At 63.8% G+C, this 17900-nt stretch carries 11 protein-coding genes and 1 pseudogene; 4 read left to right on the forward strand and 8 right to left on the reverse strand.

Features of this window, described 5'->3' with window-relative positions; genetic code table 11:
• The first annotated feature begins 430 nt into the window (after positions 1-430).
• The gene (locus tag BMW89_RS00510) at positions 431-2698 is read left to right on the forward strand and encodes a cation:proton antiporter domain-containing protein (protein ID WP_092021584.1); all 2268 of its coding nucleotides are present in this window, start codon (positions 431-433) and stop codon (positions 2696-2698) included.
• Here BMW89_RS00510 and BMW89_RS00515 read toward each other — a convergent pair.
• Positions 2695-5853 carry an efflux RND transporter permease subunit gene (locus tag BMW89_RS00515; protein ID WP_092021586.1) on the reverse strand — a complete coding sequence of 1053 codons (3159 nt, stop codon included), beginning with the start codon at positions 5851-5853 and terminating at the stop codon, positions 2695-2697. The two genes, BMW89_RS00510 and BMW89_RS00515, sit on opposite strands and share 4 nt — an antisense overlap.
• Before the next feature lie 12 nt (positions 5854-5865).
• Complete coding sequence (locus BMW89_RS00520; RefSeq protein ID WP_177195750.1) at positions 5866-7059, reverse strand: efflux RND transporter periplasmic adaptor subunit; 1194 nt, start codon at positions 7057-7059, stop codon at positions 5866-5868.
• Positions 7060-7306: 247 nt separating this feature from the next.
• Here BMW89_RS00520 and BMW89_RS00525 point away from each other — a divergent pair, with 247 nt between their 5' ends.
• Positions 7307-8113 (forward strand): ABC transporter substrate-binding protein, encoded by an 807-nt coding sequence (locus tag BMW89_RS00525; protein ID WP_092021588.1) that lies wholly within the window; start codon positions 7307-7309, stop codon positions 8111-8113.
• A 37-nt stretch (positions 8114-8150) separates the two neighbouring features.
• Here BMW89_RS00525 and BMW89_RS00530 read toward each other — a convergent pair whose 3' ends face one another.
• The 3 genes and pseudogenes from BMW89_RS00530 to BMW89_RS00540 form a co-directional block, all read right to left on the reverse strand.
• Positions 8151-9308: a YncE family protein gene (locus BMW89_RS00530; RefSeq protein WP_092021590.1), complete on the reverse strand. Its 1158-nt coding sequence runs from the start codon at positions 9306-9308 to the stop codon at positions 8151-8153.
• 56 nt (positions 9309-9364) lie between these two features.
• Positions 9365-10426: an alpha/beta fold hydrolase gene (locus BMW89_RS00535; RefSeq protein ID WP_244547474.1), complete on the reverse strand. Its 1062-nt coding sequence runs from the start codon at positions 10424-10426 to the stop codon at positions 9365-9367.
• Positions 10427-10505: 79 nt separating this feature from the next.
• Positions 10506-10685, reverse strand: a pseudogene (locus BMW89_RS00540) (alpha/beta hydrolase); the annotation flags it as partial.
• Between the two features lie 638 nt (positions 10686-11323).
• On the opposite strand from BMW89_RS00540, the gene BMW89_RS00545 reads away from it, so the two are divergent.
• Both BMW89_RS00545 and BMW89_RS00550 read left to right on the forward strand, forming a co-directional pair.
• Entirely contained in the window at positions 11324-13042 is a 1719-nt protein-coding gene (locus BMW89_RS00545; RefSeq protein ID WP_092021594.1) for a phospholipase C, read from the forward strand.
• Positions 13043-13059: 17 nt separating this feature from the next.
• The gene (locus BMW89_RS00550) at positions 13060-14403 is read left to right on the forward strand and encodes a cytochrome-c peroxidase (protein WP_092021596.1); all 1344 of its coding nucleotides are present in this window, start codon (positions 13060-13062) and stop codon (positions 14401-14403) included.
• Here the strand turns inward: BMW89_RS00550 and BMW89_RS00555 are convergent.
• From BMW89_RS00555 to BMW89_RS00565, 3 genes are all read right to left on the reverse strand, one after another.
• Positions 14400-15470, reverse strand: a complete 1071-nt coding sequence (locus BMW89_RS00555) for a hypothetical protein (protein WP_092021598.1) — start codon at positions 15468-15470, stop codon at positions 14400-14402. The two genes, BMW89_RS00550 and BMW89_RS00555, sit on opposite strands and share 4 nt — an antisense overlap.
• A 42-nt stretch (positions 15471-15512) precedes the next feature.
• On the reverse strand, positions 15513-15962 hold the full coding sequence (locus tag BMW89_RS00560) for a cupin domain-containing protein (RefSeq protein WP_092021600.1): 450 nt from the start codon (positions 15960-15962) through the stop codon (positions 15513-15515).
• A 76-nt stretch (positions 15963-16038) separates the two neighbouring features.
• The gene (locus BMW89_RS00565) at positions 16039-17874 is read right to left on the reverse strand and encodes an ATP-binding protein (protein ID WP_092021602.1); all 1836 of its coding nucleotides are present in this window, start codon (positions 17872-17874) and stop codon (positions 16039-16041) included.
• Between the last annotated feature and the right edge of the window lie 26 nt (positions 17875-17900).

Below are 17900 nucleotides of genomic sequence, written 5' to 3' on the forward strand. Positions count from 1 at the left end.
CGCATGGGCCCCGGCTCTGCAGCGCATCGCCGAAGTGGCGCTGCGCTGCGTCCGGGGCACAAGCGGGGGTGAGGCCGGGCCTCTCTCCACTCGTCATTGCGAGCGCAGCGAAGCAATCCAGAATCTTTCCACGGAGGGACTCTGGATTGCTTCGCTGCGCTCGCAATGACGGGGATGTGGTGGCGGCTCGGGCACCTCGCCCAACGCCTGCCGATGATGCCACTCTACCCCTGTTTTGCCCGACGGAGCAAGGCATTTCGGTAAGGCCGAAATTTTATGAGATTTTTCAACGCCAGCGCTACTGTGCATGGGGTTGTTTTCGGATTTCTTGTTTCGACCCGCCGAGTAGGCCTGGAACCCGCTCCACCTCCTGCGGGTTCTATCCGCTGTGGCCCCGGCATGGAGCTGGGTGAAGGGGGAAGACTTCTGCATGCAATGGAGCCTGCTCCGGCCGGCCGGGCTCGTCCCCGCGGCGCTCGTTCTCACGACCGTCGCGGCGAGTGCCGAGGGCGGCAAATCGGCCGGTCCGTCCGAGTTCCTGCTGGTGGCGCAGATCGTGCTGCTGATCGCGGTCGGGCGCGGCCTCGGCGAGATCATGCAGCGCATCGGACAGCCTTCCGTGATCGGCGAGCTGCTTGCGGGCATCATTCTCGGGCCCTCGCTGTTCGGCTGGGTCTGGCCAGAGGCGCAGCACGCGATCTTCCCGAAGACCCCCGAGCAGAAGGCGATGCTCGATGGCATCGCCCAATTCGGCATCCTGCTGCTGCTCCTGCTGACGGGTATGGAGACCGACCTCAAGCTGGTGAAGAAGGTCGGCAAGGCCGCCATCACAATCTCGATCGCAGGCATCCTGGTGCCCTTCGCCTGCGGCTTCGCGCTCGGCGAGTTTCTGCCCGATGCGCTGCTGCCGAACCCGCAAGCCCGTCTTGTCGCCTCGCTGTTCATGGGCACGGCGCTGTCGATTTCGTCGGTGAAGATCGTCGCCGTGGTCGTCCGCGAGATGAACTTCATGCGCCGCAACGTCGGCCAGATCATAGTCGCGACCGCCGTCATCGACGACACCATCGGCTGGATCATCATCGCCGTCATCTTCAGCCTGGCGTCGCAGGGGACGCTGGACATCGCCTCGGTGGCGAAGGCCGTGTTGGGCACGCTCGCCTTCCTCGCCGTCAGTTTCACCATCGGCCGCCGGCTGGTGTTTCAACTGATCCGCTGGGCCAACGACAATCTCGTCAGCGCGGCGGCGGTCATCACCGTCATTCTGCTGCTGATGTGCGGAATGGCGATGATCACGCATCTGATCGGCGTCCACACCGTGCTCGGCGCTTTCGTCGCCGGCATCCTGGTTGGGGAGTCGCCGATTTTGACGCGGCAGATCGACGAGCGCCTGCGCGGCCTGATCTCGAGCTTCTTCATGCCGGTGTTCTTCGGCCTCGCGGGCCTGACCGCAGACCTGTCGGTGCTGCGCGATCCCAATCTCCTGATGCTCACCGGCCTGCTGGTCGTGATCGCCAGCGTCGGCAAGTTCGGCGGCGCCTTTGCCGGCGGCACCGTGGGCGGCCTGAGCACGCGGGAATCCCTGGCGCTGGCCAGTGGAATGAACGCGCGCGGCTCGACCGAGGTGATCATCGCCACCATCGGCCTGTCCATCGGCGTGCTCAGCCAGAACCTTTTCACGATGATCGTCACCATGGCGATCGTGACCACGATGGCGATGCCGCCGATGCTGCGCGCGGCGCTGGCAAAGCTGCCGATGAGCAAGGAGGAGAAGGAGCGGCTGGAGCGGGAGGAATTCGAGAAGCGCGGCTTCGTCGCCAATCTCGAACGCCCTTTGTTGGCGGTCGACGAAAGCGTCAATGCCACCTTCGCTGCCCATATCGCGGGCCTGATCGCCGGCATGCGCGGCCTGCCGGTCACCGTGCTGCATATCGGCAAAAAGGCCAAGGATCAGGAGAAGGGCCGCCACGAGGACGAGAGCCACGAGGCGGTGGTGAAGAAGGCGGCTGACGCGGTCGCGGCGAATGGCGATGAGGATATCGGCGACGTCGATGTCACGACGCGGATCCGTAAATCCGGGCTTGGCGAGACCATCGGCGATGAAGCGAAGAAAGGCTTCGATCTGCTCGTCGTCGGCGTCGACAACGTCGTCGCCACCAAGGACCGCTTCGATCGGAAGATCGAGGACATCGCCGGGCAGTTCGAAGGTCCGCTCGCGATCGTGGCAGCCAAGGGCAAGCATTTGAAGCAAGCGGCCCCCGACGGCCTCAATATCCTTGTCCCGGTCTCCGGCAGCAGCGTCTCCAAGCGCGGTGCCGAGGTTGCGGTGGCGCTGGCCCAGGCGGGATCAGGCTCACTCCGCGTGATCTATGTGGCGACAACGCGGGACAAGGGCGCTCAGCGTGGTGCCTCCCGTGGCCTCAGCCAGGAAGAGAGCATCCTGAAGGACACCAGCGATCTCGCCGCCCGCTATGAAGTCGACATCACCACCACGTTGCGGGTCAATCGCGCCCCCGAGGCGGCGATCCTGCGCGAGATCGACACCACCGATGTCGATCTCGTCGTGATGGGCGTCGACCGCATCCAGGGCGATCATCTCTCCTTCGGCGGCGTCGCCGACGCGGTGCTCAGGCAGTCGAAGGTCTCGGTGTTGCTGGTGTCGAGCGGCGAGGTACGGCAGGCTCCGGCGGAGAAAGCTTAAGACTTCTCCGCCGCGACCGCCACCGCCTTCGGCGCCTTCTTCGACGCACGCCAGTTCTCGAACCGCTGCACCACCACGAAGAAGGCCGGCACGAACAGCACCGCGAGGCAGGTCGAGGCCAGCATGCCCGAGAACACCGTGATGCCGATCGACTTGCGCGCGCTGGCGCCGGCGCCGGTCGCGATCACCAGCGGTACCACGCCGAGGATGAAGGCGAACGACGTCATCAGGATCGGGCGGAAGCGGGCGCGCGCCGCCTCGATCGCGGATTCCAGCACCGGCTTGCCGTCGCGGCCGTGCAGCTCGAGCCCGACCTCGACGATCAGGATGGCGTTCTTGGCCGACAGCGCGATCAGCAGGATCAGGCCGATCTGGCAATAGAGGTTGTTGTCGATCTTGAGGGCGGAGAGGATCAGCATCGGCCCGAGCAGCGACAGCGGCACTGCGAGGATCACCGAGATCGGCGCGTACCAGCTCTCGTACTGACCGGCCAACACCATGTAGACCAGCAGCATCGCGAGCCCGAACACCCAGTAGATCTGGTTACTGACTGCCTTCTCCTGATATGACATCGCCGTCCATTCGAAGCCGGTGCCCGGCGGCAGAGTCTTTGCCGCAATATCTTCCATCAGCGTCAGCGACTGGCCGGAGGAATAGCCCTGCGCCGGCAGGCCGATGATGGTCGAGGAGGGATAGAGGTTGTAGAGGCTGATCAGCGACGGGCCGGTGGCCGGCGTGATCTTGGCGACAGTGCCGATCGGGATCATGTCGCCGTTCGAGTTGCGTACCTGCATGTTGGCGATGTCGCGCTCGGTGATGCGGAACGCCGGATCGGCTTGTGTATAGACCTGGAACACGCGGCCGAATTTGTTGAACTGGTTGACATAGGACGAGCCGAGATAGGTCGACAGCGCCGAGAACACCTGATCCGTCGTCACATGCAGCGTCTGGGTCTTGATGCGGTCGATCTCGATGTCGAACTGCGGCACCGACGAGCGGAACGAGGACTGCACGCGCTGGAGCGCGCTCTGGCTCTGGCCGTTGGAGACCATCGCGCCGGTGATCGCCTGGAGTTTTGCGAAATCGCTGTTGCCGTCGCGCAGCTCGACCTGCATCGAGAAACCGGCGGCGTTGCCGATGCCTTGAATAGGCGGTGGCGGCAGCACGATGGTGCGCGCCTCCATGATGACAGCGAGCTTGTCGTTCAGTCCGTAGACCAGCGAGCGCAAATCCTCGCCGGGGCCCTTGCGCGCCTCCCAGTCTTTCAGGATGATGTAGGCGACGCCGGCATTGGCAAGGCTGGCGCTGCTGTCGAGCGCGGAGATGCCGGCGATGGTGATGACCTGCGCTACGCCCGGCGTTTCCTTGATGATGCCGCTGGCCCTGTCGAGCACCTTCTGGGTCCGCTCGAGCGAGGCGCCGTCGGGCAGCTGGATGGCGGCGATCAGATAGCCTTGATCTTCGATCGGCAGGAAGCCGGTCGGCACCCGCGACAGGCCGTAGCCGCTGAGCCCGATCACCACCAGCGCGAATGCGACCGAGACCGTCGCGTGCCTGCACAGGAAGGTGATCAGCCGGGTATAGCCACGCTCGACGCGGTTATAGACGTTGTTGAAACCGCGATAGAAGAAGTTGCGCTGCTCCGGCGGCACCGTCGGCCGCAGCCACAGCGCGCACTGCGTCGGTTTCAAGGTCGCCGCGTTGATGGCGGACAGCAACGCGGTCGCCGCGATCACCAGCGCGAATTGAGAATAGATGCGTCCCGTGAGGCCGGCGAGGAACGAGGCCGGCAGAAACACCGAGATCAGCACCAGGGTGATGCCGACGATCGGCGCGAACAGCTGGTCCATCGCCTTGATCGCGGCGTCGTGGCCGTTCATGCCCTGCTCGATGTTGTGCGCGGCACCTTCGACCACGACGATGGCGTCGTCGACGACGATGCCGATCGCCAGCACGATCGCGAACAGCGTCGACATGTTGATGGTGAAGCCGAGCGCCGCCATCGCCGCGAAGGCGCCGATGATGGTGACGGGCACGGTCGTCGCCGGCACCAGCATCGCGCGCCAGTCCTGCAAGAACACCAGGATCACGACCAGCACCAGCAGGCCGGCCTCGATCAGCGTCATATATACCTCGTGCACCGAGGCCTCGACGAATTTGGTGGTGTCGAACGGCGTGTCGTATTTGATGCCTTCGGGGAATCGCTTGGCGATCTCCACCATCTTCTTCTCGACGGCCTTCTCGACCTCAAGCGCATTGGCGCCGGGCGACTGGAACACGCCGATGCCGGTGGCGGGCTGCTTGTTCAGCGAGAAGATCTGGCTGTAGGTCTGCGCGCCCAGCTCGACCGAGCCGACGTCGCGCACGCGCGTGACGTCGCCGCTGGTGCCGGTCTTGACGATGATGTTGTCGAACTGGCTGGTGTCGTCGAGCCGGCCGTTGACGTTGAGCGTGTACTGGAACGCCTGGCCCGGCGGCGTCGGCGGCGCGCCGACCTGGCCGGCCGAGACCTGCTGGCTCTGCTGCTGGATCGCCTGGATGACGTCCTGCGGCATCAATCCGCGGGCCTGGAGCTTGTTCGGGTCGAGCCAGATGCGCATCGAATACTGACCGGCGCCGAACACGGTGACGTTGCCGACGCCGGGCAAACGCGAAAGCTCGTCGCGGATGTTGATGGTGGCGTAGTTGCTCAAATAGAGGCTGTCGAACCGGGAGTCCGGCGAGGTCAGCGTCACGAACAAAAGGATCGAGGTCGATTTCTTCTGGACGGTGACGCCCTGGTTCTGCACCGAGGACGGCAGTTGGGACAGCGCGCTGGAGACGCGGTTCTGCACCAGCACCTGCGCGAAATTGAGGTCGGTGCCGATCTTGAAGGTCACGGTCAGCGTATAGGTGCCGTCGGAGGCGCTGTAGGACTGCATGTAGAGCATGTCCTCGACGCCGTTGACCTGTTGCTCGATCGGCAAGGCAACCGTGTCGATCACGGTCTTGGCGCTGGCGCCGGGATAGCGCGTGGTGACCTGCACCGTCGGCGGCACCACGTCGGGATATTGCGCGATCGCGAGGTTGAACAGCGCGACGCCGCCGATCAGGATCATCAGCAGTGCGATGACGTTCGAGAGGACCGGCCGCTCGATGAAGAATTTTGAGATCATGGCGGCCGCTCCCTACTTCGCAGACGCCTGGGGCTGCTCGATCTTCGTCACCTGCGGGTCGATCTTCTGACCCGGGATCACGCGCAAGAGCCCGGCGGTCACCACGCGGTCTTCAGGCTTCAAGCCGCTTTCAATCACGCGCAGGCCGTTGTCGACGGGACCGATCTGCACTTTGCGCTGCTCGACGACATTGTCGGCGTTGGCGACGAGGAGATAGCGGCCGCCCTGATCGCTGCCGAGCGCGGTATCGGGGACGAGGAGGGCGTTCTTCTCCTGGCTGAAGGGCACGCGGACGCGGACGAAATAGCCGGGCAGCAGCACCCGCTTGTCGTTGGGTACGAGGCCGCGCACCGCGAGCGTGCCGGTCGACTGGGTAATGGTCGGCGCGACGTAGTCGAGCTTGCCCTCATGCGGATAGCCCGTCTCGGTCTGGAGACCCACCTCGATCGGGAATTGCTTGAGGTCAGCGGCCGTGAGACCGCGGCGGGCGGCCTCTGCGCGGATGCGCAGCACGTCCTGCTCGTTGACGGTGAAGTTCACATAGATCGGGTCCATTGCGACGATGGTCGCAAGCTGGGTCGGGGAAGAGACGCCGACGAGTTCGCCGATCGAGACCATGTGCGCGCTGACGATGCCGTCGAACGGCGCGCTCACCTTGGTGTAACCGTAGTTGACCTCGGCGAGCCTGGTGTTGGCCTGGGCCTGCTGGAGATTGGCCTGGGCGTTGTCGCGGGTCGATGTTGAGCTGTCGAGCGTGGCTTGCGAGACCGCCTGGCGCTGCACGAGATCGGACTGCCGCCTGAAATCCGCTTCCGCCTGCTTGAGCGACGCCTGCGCGCCGGCCTCGGCCGCCTGGGCCTGGTCGAGCTTGAGCTTGTAGGTCTCGGGCTCGATCGTGAACAGCTGGGTGCCCTGCTTGACGAAGGTGCCGTCCTGATAGTCGATCGATTGCAGAAAACCCTGCACGCGCGCGACCAGGTCGACATTCTTGATCGGCGCGGTGTTGCCGGTGGCTTCGACAAAGCGCGTCACCGGGCGCTGCACCGGCGTCGCCACGTCCACCTTGGGCGGCGGCGGGGCCACGAAGGTGTTCTTGTCCTCGCAGCCTGCGAGGACGGCCACGGCCGCCAAGGCGGTCAGCGCCCGCCCGATCTGTCTCCACTCTCCATTGCGATGTGCGAGAGATGCGGGATTCGCGCAGGTCATTCGATGGCCCCCGATTGCAGTCTGTCGGTGCGGCAGGCTATCAACAAACGCCCGGCCGTGGAACACCATAGCCATGGCAGTCTCTTGGCAGTCAACGGCCCTTGCACTGCAAACAACCCCGTGGCCTTTGGCAGGTTTGTCATGACAAACCGCTTTTCATCGGGCGCACGATCGACCAAGATTATGTCAAAGACCGTGTGACGGCGCGCGAAGCGGTCTGAAGAAGAAAAGGTGAGGAGAACATGACATGCCCACGTCCGTCCACTCGGCCCTTGTCGGTCTCGTTCTCGCAGCGGCCCTCGCCATGCCCGCGCTAGCCGATGGCCTGAAGGACGAGATCGCACCGACCGGCAAGCTGCGGGTCGCGATTGCGATCAGCCCCGCGGGCGGGGCGTTCTGGTCCACCAAGACCGAAGCCGGCTATGCCGGCGTGCCGGTCGATCTCGGCAAGGAGATGGCGGCGCAGCTCGGCGTGCCCGTCGACTATGTCGTGCACCAGAATTCCGGGCAGATCACCGACGCGGCCGGGAAGGGCACTCTTGAAAAAGGTGCTTGGGACGTCGCCTGGCTCCCGAAGGATCCCGAGCGCGAGGCCAAAATGATGTTCGGCCCGATCTACGAGGTCGCGGACGCCACTTACATCGTGAAGCCGGGCTCGAGCGTCACCAATTTCGCCACGCTCGACCAGGCCGGGATCAAGGTCGCAGCCGTCAACGCCACCACCACCATGCGCGGCGCGATCGCGCATCTGAAGAACGCGAAGGTCACGGGCTACCAGACCTATGACGAGATCTTCGGCCTGTTGAAGAGCGGCGAGATCGACGCCTTCGCACTGTCGCGCGACCAGCTCAACAAGATGGCGCAGAGGATTCCGGGGACAAAGGTGCTGGACGAGACCTTCAAGAAGACGGTGACCGCGGTCGCCGTGCCGCTCGGTCATCCCCAGGCGTTGACCTTCGTCACAAAGTTCATGACCGAGGCGGTGACGAACGGCACCTTGCGCAAGGCCTATGACGACAACGGCCTGAAGGACACGCCGATCCGCACCGAGTAAGACAGGCGGCGCAGCATGACCGCGCCGCGCGGTCGCCTCACGGCTCCGCGGTGCGAATACCCGCGGGGCTCACCTGCATCTTGAGCGTGGACGTCCTGGTCAGCGCCTTGCCGTCGAACGAGAAGGCGATCAGCTCGTTCTCGACCATGCACTGCGCCACGACGTGCTTGGAGTCCTTCGACCACACCATGCCCTGGCACCAATGGCCGATCCTGGCCTCCGCCACCGGCGCGAGCTCGGTGCCAGAAATCTTGTAGACCTTCAACAAGCCAAAGTCGTTGAAGAAGGGCGAGGCCGACGGCTTGTTCGAGCCGTTCATCACGGTCACGGCGACGTAATTTCCGTCCGGCGACATCTTCACGCCCTCGGGCGTCTGCCCGACGGTAACAGTCGTGACGATTCGGATCGGCTTTGCGGTCATGTCGATCAGGCTGATCGTATCGCCGTCGCCGCTGCTGGCGCCGACATTGCCGACGATCGCTACCGCACTGCCGGTGAGATCGATGTCGTAGGGGCGGATGCCTGCGGAGAGATCGCGCTTGGCGTATTCGACCTTGCTCCCGTCCACGGTCAGAAGCGAGATCTTGCTGTCACCGTCGCGGGTGACCAGGGCGGTTGCGCCGTCGCGCGAGAACACGGCGTGGCTCGGGCCCGACTTGGCATCACCAAGCTGGATCTTGCCGGCCGGCGTCAGCGTGCCCCCGCTGATCGCAAAGACCGAGACCGTGCCTTCGCTGCGGTTCGCGACAAGTGCCAGCGTGCCCGCACGGTTGATCGAGACGCCGGCCGCGCCCGCGCCGGCCTGATGGGTCGCAAGCACTTTTGGCGGAGACGATTTGAGATCGATGACCGAGAGCTTGTCGTCGGGCACAGCCTTGGTCGCATCCGCCGGATCGATCTTCATGGCGCCCGTGACCAGCGCAAACGCGCCGTCCGGCGCGATCGCCACGCTCGGCGGCGGCCCGACGACGCTGGCGGGCGCCGGCACCTCGCCGAGAAGTTTCAGCGCGCCGTCGGTGAGATCGATGACGCTGACCGTGTCCGGCAGCGGCTGCTTGCGCACGACCGCGTTGCCATTCTCCAGCACCATCTTGCCGTCATTGGCGGTGACGACGATCTCGGCACGGCTTGCTGAGGCAGCAAGGCCGGCCAGCGACGCTGCAATCAGCGTTGACACGACGTGACACACTCTCATTTGACCCTCCCATTGTGGCAGACCTCTTTCGGGCCTCGCCTGATCAGATTGTAACATCAGTTCGCGGGCTTCGCGCGGCTCCCCTCCAGGAAGGCACCAACCTCGCGGTTGAGAAATTCCACATCCGCTGGAATGAAGCCGCCAGCCGATGCGTGACCGGTGACGGTCCCCGGGCTGATCGTTTCCATCTTCACGTTGCGGATGTTCCTGCCCATCTCTGTCGGCTCGAACTCCGGATTGAGCAAATCCTTGGTGCCGGTCAGAATCAAGGTCTTCGCCTTGATCGAGGCCAGCGCCTTTGCGGTGTCGCCGTTGAACCCCGGCGACGTGCCGACGTCATGACGCTCATAGGCCCATGTCTGGTAGATCCAGTCGTTGGCGTCGAATGCCTTCAACGCGGCGTCTTCCTGCTCCTTCATCCAGGGCAGCGCATCCATGCCGTTCTTGAACTGCGCCTGATACATGTCCGGGGTGCGTGCTGCCAACAGGTTGAGGATATCGCGCCAGAGACGAACGCCTTTCTCGGGCGGCGCATCATAGTTGCCGCCGTTCCACGCGGCATCGTTCATGATTGCCTTGCGCGAGGCTTCGACCACGGCGACGCTCCAGGCTGGCGTCTTGGCCAGTGGCACCATCGCGACCAGCGCATCCATGTCGTCAGGATGACTAACGCCCCATTGCAACGTCTGCATTCCGCCCATTGACGGACCGATCACCGCCACCAGGTGATTGATGCCGAATTTCTCCTTCACGAGGCGATGTTGCGATTCGACCATGTCGCGCATCGTGAATTTCGGGAATTGCATCCGGGGCTGCATCTTGGAATTGCTTGGCGAGGTCGTCAGGCCATTCCCGATCGCGTCAGTGCAGATGATGAAATATTTGTCGGGGTCGAGGGCCTTGCCGGGACCGATCATGAAATCGATCCGGTGATGGTTGCCGCCGATCGCCGTCACCATCAGGACGGCGTTGGACTTGTCGGCGTTCAGCGTCCCGTGGGTCACATAGGAGATCGAGAAGTCCTTGATCGTCTCGCCACTCTCCAGCTTGAGGTCGCCTTCGCTGAAGAGCTGGTGAGGCGGCTGCTGCGGCGTGTGCGCCACGGCGGGTGCAGACATAAGAAGGCTCAGGATTGCAACACGCGTCAGTCTTTTCATTGCCGCTCCCATTGCGATGGCCGATTGATTTTATTGGTTGCTACTTGGCGAGATGCTTGTCGAAGAACAGCGCGATCTCTTCGAAAGCGTCCTTGGCTTCAGGCGACGTATCGTCCCGGTAATATTGCGCGTGCGATTGCGCCTCGAACACCTGAAGCTGGGCTTCGACATGCGCCGCACGGAGCTTGCGGTGGACACGTACGGTATTGCTCAGCAGCAGCGGGCACCGGGACGGATTTCGCTGGTACCTGAAGCATATCGCTTTGCGCGCGTGCTGACGTCGAGAACGAAATTGCTGCAAGTGCGATCAGGCCGAGCCATGCAAGACGGCGTGTGCCGCCGACACCGGATTCGATCATGGTATCTCCCTTCAACGGTCGTTTCTTGTTTGGTTCGTTCGTGTAGTCGCCAAGCGGAATTCAATAGGCAATTCAACGTGAGACGGCGCGCGCCGCGAGTCCGCATCTCTCCGGTCTCTGAATGATGCAGGTTGAGCGGCAAGTGACCGGTGCGGGCGCTGTCCGGACGATGCCGACAGGCTCAGCGCGCGCCGCAGCACGGCTTCTGTGTTTCTCCCCGTAACGCTTTTGCTTTGTTCTGCTTAGCTAAAAGCAATCAGAGAATTTCCGCAACGATCTGGAGGCTACGATTTTTTGCTCGGCGGCAGGGAATAAACGCCGTTGTCCCGGTCTGCTCAAATTGATCGCACCGCGAAGTCGCGCTCGGACGCCTGCGTAAAAAATTGCGTCTCAACCACTGCGCAGATTGCCTCGTGCGTCAAACTGACACAGCTCTGTCACCACCGGTGTTTAGAATATTTCTGATCGTAAACATCCTTACTTTCCGGGGCGTCAAAAAATGAAATCCAGACTGCTGACGACGGTGGCGATTTTCGCCGCCGCGAGTGCGCTCGCGTGCACGCTTCCCGTCCTCGCGGACGATTTCGGCCGCGACCGCGATCACGGGCATGATCAGGACGATCATCACCGTCATCCGCATGACATCCATACCGAGACGCCGATCAAGCATCTCGTGATCATCTTCAACGAGAACCGTTCGTTCGATCATTACTTCGCGACTTATCCGAACGCGGCCAATCCGTCCGGCTCGATCCCGTTCGTGCCAAAGCCGCATACGCCGAAGGTCAACAACCTCGCCAACGCGAATTTTCTGGTGAACAACCCGAACAACAGCGCGGCCAACGGCACCGGCGCAACTGACCCGTTCCGCCTCGACCGCACCCAGGCCAACACGCGCTCGCAAAACCACGCCTACACGCCCGAGCAGCAGGCCGTGGACAACGGCAAGGATGATCTGTTCCCGAAATTCACCGGCCGCGGCACCGCCGGCGGCGCCGGCGCGTTCGGCACCAATGGTCAGGTGATGGGCTATTTCGACGGCAACACCACCACCGCGCTCTGGAACTATGCCCAGCACTTCTCCATGAGCGACAATGCCTGGACCGATACTTTCGGTCCGTCGACGCCGGGCATGCTCGAAGTGATCTCCGGCCAGACCGACGGCGTGCAGAACATCGTCGGCACCTCGACCCAGACCGTCCCCAACGGCCAGGGCGGCCTGACGCTGATCGGCGACACCGATCCGGGCAACGATCCCTGCTCGAGCACGACCAGCACGATCCTGATGGATGGCAAGAACATCGGCGACCTGCTCAATGCCGAGCACATCAGCTGGGGCAGCTTCATGGGCGGCTTCGACCTGACGCTCAAGAACGCCAACGGCACCACTGGCTGCACCCGCAGCACGTTCTCGAGCAACGTCAACGGCACCATCGTGGACTACATCCCGCACCACGCCTGGTTCCAGTACTACAAGTCGACCGCCAACCCGACCCATGCGCGGCCGAGCTCGATCCGCGCGATCGGCCACACCCATGACTTCAACGGCAAGGTCGATCCGGCCAATCACGGCTACGATCTCGAAGACTTCTACGCCGCGGTGAAGGCCGGCAATTTCCCGGCCGTCTCCTATATCAAGATGCCGGCCTTCCAGGACGGTCATGCCGGCAACTCCGATCCGCTCGACGAGCAGGCCGGCAATGTCGAGCTGATCAACTTCCTCCAGAAGCAGCCGGAATGGCGCGAGACTGCCGTCATCATCACCTATGACGACTCCGACGGCTGGTACGATCACCAGTATGTCGCGCCGAAGAGCGCCTCGTATGATCCGACGGCCGACCAGGTCAACGGTCCGGGCCTGTGCGGCCCGGGCGCCAACAAGCAGCCTGCGCCGAAGGGTCTGGTCGGTAAGCCGGTGAACGGCCGCTGCGGTCCGGGCACGCGCGTGCCCTTCATCGTGGTCTCGCCCTACGCGAGGACCAACCACGTGAGCAGCACCTACATCTCGCAGGCATCCGTGGTGCGGTTCATCGAGGACAATTGGCTGCGCGGCCAGCGTCTCGGCGGCGGCTCGTTCGATGCGAGCTCCGGCTCGATCATGGACCTGTTCGACTTCGATCAGGATCATCGCCACGATCTCCGGGTCGATGCGCTGTTCCTCGACCCGACTGCCGGCACGGTCATCACCAGCCCGCCGGACGAGCATCACCACCACTAGTCCGACAAGGACGTCCTATGCACAGCCGCACTCTGTGGCTCCTCGGCGCCGGCCTGCTCTCGCTGGCCGGCGCTGTCTTTGCGGTCGAGACGCAAGGACTGGCCGAGGCGATCCCGTCGGGCCTCAACCCGAATCCAGTTCATCTCTATCGCCCGCCGGTCGCGCCGTTGTCGGCGATGGCGCAGCTCGGCAAAGCGATCTTCTTCGACGCGACGTTGTCCTCGTCCGGCGCGCTGTCGTGTGGGTCTTGCCACAGCCCGGATCATGCTTACGGTCCACCCAATGACGGGCCGGTCATGCTTGGCGGCGCCAACCTGTCGCGCCAGGGGGCGCGCGCGGTGCCGTCGCTGACCTATCTCGACCGCCACCCGAATTTCAGCATCGGCCCTGACAAGGGTGACGACGACAATATCATCGACCTCGCGCAGATGGCCGCGCTCGGTCAGCAGGCGGCGCGTACGACGAAGACCGCGGGCGGCACCGGCGCGTCGGCGAACATCGTGCCGCAGGGCGGCCTGTTCTGGGACGGCCGCGCCGACACCTTGCAGGATCAGGCGCTGTTTCCGCTGCTCGATCCCAACGAGATGGACGGCGGCAGCGCCGAGATCGTCGCGGACAAGCTGCGCCGCGCGCCCTATGTCAATCGTTTCGTCGAGCTGTTCGGTGCCGGCGTGCTGAGGAATCAGCGGCTGCTGATCGCGGAGGCGATGTTTGCGGTCGCGCGCTATCAGGTGGAGGACGTCAGCTTCCATCCCTACACCAGCAAGTACGATCACTGGCTCGAAGGCAAGGCGCGGCTGTCCGAGAGCGAATTGCGCGGGCTGCAATTGTTCAACGACCCTGATAAGGCCAATTGCGCCGGCTGCCACACCTCGGCGCCGACCCGCGACGGCCTGCCGCCGCTGTTCACCGATCACCAATACGAGGCGCTCGGCGCACCGCGCAATGCCGCGGTTGCGGACAATCGCGACCCCGATCATTTCGACCTCGGCGTCTGCGGTCCGCATCGCACCGACATCTCCGAGCAGACGCAATATTGCGGCATGTTCCTGACGCCGACGCTGCGCAACACCGCCACGCGCCACGCCTTCTTCCACAACGGTGTCTTCAGCACGCTCGAACAGGTGATGGATTTCTACAACTTTCGCGATACGAATCCGGAGAAGGTTTTTCCGCGCGCGGCCGACGGCACGGTGCTGAAGTACGACGACCTGCCGCAAAAATATCACGCCAATGTCGACGTCATCGATCCGCCGTTCGATCGTCACCCCGGTGACAAGCCGGCGATGACCGATCAGGACGAGGCCGACATCATCGCCTTCCTGAAGACGCTGACGGACGGCTACAAGGTGAAGAACTAGCGCGGTTTGAGTTCCGAATATTTCACCATCGCCTTCTCGAACTTCCGCTTGAACAGCCACATCGCAGCGAGAATCTCGCGGAAGCTCGCCGAGCTTCGCGCGCGGTCGGCCTGTCCGAACGCAAAAATGCTGTTGTTGCGCAAATGTTTCATGATGGTGGCACTGGACACCCTGTAGTTCAGGAGGTCGCCTGATTTGAGCGCGGACCGCGTCGGTGTCGGGATGATCTGAATCAGCTCGAACAGCTTCATCTGGTCGATCGGGTCGGGCAGCGTCTTCACGATTCCCGGGATTTCGCGGAAGACATCCGCATGCGCGTTCATCAGGCCGTCGCGCACATTGGTCCAGTGATTGAAGCGGCGATCGGTGCCGCGGGAGCGCGCCTCTTCCTTGTCGTCGCGCGCGCTCAATGCGGGATCAGCGGCCGCGATCGCGCCCTTGATCGCCTCCCATTTGCGTTGGCCGTTGCGGTCCTCGGACGCGCCGGTCTGCAGGCTGCCCATGTAGGTGTTCGAGCGCCCATTGCGGACGTTTTGCTTGCCGTTCGTCTCCGCAAAGAACAGTCCCAGGCTGATGCGACCGGCGGCGTTGGCGTCAGCCGGCGCAAGCCCCTTGGCGCGCGCAATCGCGGCGGCGAGATTGACGACGTCCTCGAACGGCGTCGCCGAATTCTGTGCGCTTGCGGGCGGCGCCTCCATGATCTCAAACAGGTTCGCATATTCGTCGACCAGCGGCTCGATCGCTGCGTCGAAATAGGCGGGTGGAATCCCGAACTTGTTCGGCTTGCCGATCCGCGACGGCACGGCGTCGGTAAGATCCTTGTAAGTGCTGATCATCGCGACGCGGGCAAGATAAAGCGCCTGGCCCGGCAGGTTCGGCAGCGGCTGCTTCGCCTCGATCTGGCTGCGCCGCTCGGCAAGGATGGATTTGAAATCGCCGAGCGCGCGATCGTAGGCCGCAACCGCATCCGATTGCTTCGCCGTGAGCGTTTGCGCGTGGCCCACAGCGAACGAGAGAATCAGTCCAAGCGCTGCAATGGCTGCGATGGCATGACGTCGTGCAGGCATGGTCAGTTCCCCCAAACGATTCGTCGTTCGGGGGATCGTAGCCTAGTCGTTGGCCTCCGGCGGCAGGAAGTCGACCTCGTGCAGGGCCGAGATGCGCACGACTTCGGCGGGGTCGGCAAGATTGTGGAGCTGATTGAACAGCGCCTCCAGCTTCTGCATCGGCGAGACCCAGAACAGTGCGCGGGCCGGCTTGTCGGACTTGTTGAAATAGCCGTGCGGGATGCCGCGAGGCAAGCGCACGAGATCGCCGGCATGGGCCTTGACCCATTTGCCGTCGAGCTTGAGGTCGAGCGTGCCTTCCTGCACCAGGATGAACTCGTCCTGGGTCGGGTGGATGTGCACCGGCACGAACTGGCCGGGATCGCTGTTGGTCTCGAATGCGAAGGTGGAGTCGGTGACGGCCTTGGGGAAATAGACCTGGCCCAGGATGTTCCAGGTCTTGCCGCCATAGCCGGTGCCGTTCGCGGTGATGCCCTTTTCGAGTGCAGTCATGGCTCGCCTCCAATGAATTCTGGCTGTGCCGGAGTTTTGCGCAAGCGGCGAGCGGAGTCCATCCGCCGCACCAGCACTAACGGTCGTCGCGCTCGGACTTGCGCAAAAAGCCTTCGACGTCGGCCTGGACCGAATAGGGCGTCGGGATCGGATCGCCGGCGGCGTCGACGGCGGTGTCGAGCGAGCGGCGCAGCATGCGCGCGAGCTCGGCCTTGCGGTAGGGTTTTGCCAGAAGCGGCGCGCCCATGGTGGCGTGTCCCGGCCCATGCGGGACGTCGTGGGCATAGCCCGACGTGAACAGCACCCGCAGCGAGGGACGCGCCGCCACCATCTCGTCGGCGAGCTCCCGCCCATTCAAGGCTCCGGCCATCACGATATCGGTGAAGAGCAGATCGAACGGCGTGCCCTCGGCCGCGATGGCGAGCGCCTCGGCCGCGTTGACGGCGGGAATGACCCTGTAGCCGAGGCTTTCGAGTTGGACCGTGACGTAGTGGCGGACGTCGCGATCATCCTCGACGCACAGGATGGTTTCCGTTCCGCCTACGACCTTACGCTCGTCAAAGCCGGTCGGGCGAAGCGTGCTGGTCTCGGCCTTCGGCAGGTAGATCGTGAACGTCGTGCCGCGGCCTTCGACGGAGTTGACCTTGATGCCGCCGCCGGACTGCTTGACGAAACCGAACACCATGCTGAGCCCGAGCCCCGTCCCCTTGCCGACATCCTTGGTCGAGAAGAACGGATCGAAGATGCGCTCGAGGATGGCCTGCGGGATGCCGGTGCCGCTGTCGGCGATCTCGATCTCGACATAGTCGCCGGCATAGCCGGCGCCGACCGCGACCGCCTCGCGCACGCCGAACACGACGTTGCGCGTCGTCAGCGTCAGCCTTCCGCCGTCGAGCAACGCATCGCGGGCGTTGATCGCGAGGTTGAGCAGCGCCGAGCTCAACTGGCCGCGATCGGCGAAGGCAAGCCAGGCGTTGCCGTCGAGCCTGGTCACGATCTCGATCTTCTTGTCGAAGGTCGCCAGCAGCAGCTTTGACAGTTCTTCGAGCAACTCGTTGACGTCGATCTCGGCCGGCTGGAGCGCCTGCTTGCGGGCAAAGGACAACAGGCTCGATGTCAGCGCGGCGCCGCGATCGGCGGCCTCGCTGATCAGCTTGGTGATGGTCGCAAGCGGCGGGTTGTCCTTCACCGCGTCGGCGAGGATCTCGATCGTGCCCGTGATCACGGTGAGCATGTTGTTGAATTCGTGCGCGATGCCGCCGGTGAGCTGCCCGACCGCCTCCATTTTCTGGGCCTGGATCAGCTGCTCCTCGGCGGCACGCTTCTGGGTGACGTCCTTGACGAAATTGTTGATGATGGTGCGGCCTTCGAGGTGGAGCGCCGTGCTCGACGCCTCGATCAGGATCTCGTCGCCTTCCCGGTGCAGCAGGGTCGCCTCGAACCGGATGCCGATCGGCGTGTTCGACAGTTCCGGCAGCAGTCGCATCATGCGTTGCCGAAAACCGTCGCGGAGCGGCTCGGCGATGAGGAGGTCGACGACGTCGACGCCCAGCGCTTCCTTGCGCGTCCATCCGGTCAGCGCCTCAGCCTGAACGCTCCACTCGAGGACGATACCCCTTTCGTCGGTCTGAACGAAGGCATCGAGCGCGGTCTTGATGACGGCTTGCGTGATCTGTGCGCTGGCCTGCGCCTGCTCGGCGAGTTGCGCGGCAACGCGCTTGTCTTGCGCCGTCTCGATCTCGCGCGTGCAGAACCGTGCGAGCAGCACCGCGACGGCGCCGCTCGCAAGCAGCGCGACGATCTGGGCCATGCCGAACCCGGCTCCGGCTACGGCATAGGAGGCGAGGAGGGCGGCCGCGGTCACGACGACCTGCGCGGTCATCGCCAGTGTCAGAAGCCCCCTGAGTTTCATGCTCTCATACCAAAGGCGCCGGCCGC

It is taken from the genome of Bradyrhizobium sp. OK095, from assembly GCF_900109945.1.
In the GTDB taxonomy this organism is placed as follows: Bacteria; Pseudomonadota; Alphaproteobacteria; order Rhizobiales; family Xanthobacteraceae; genus Bradyrhizobium.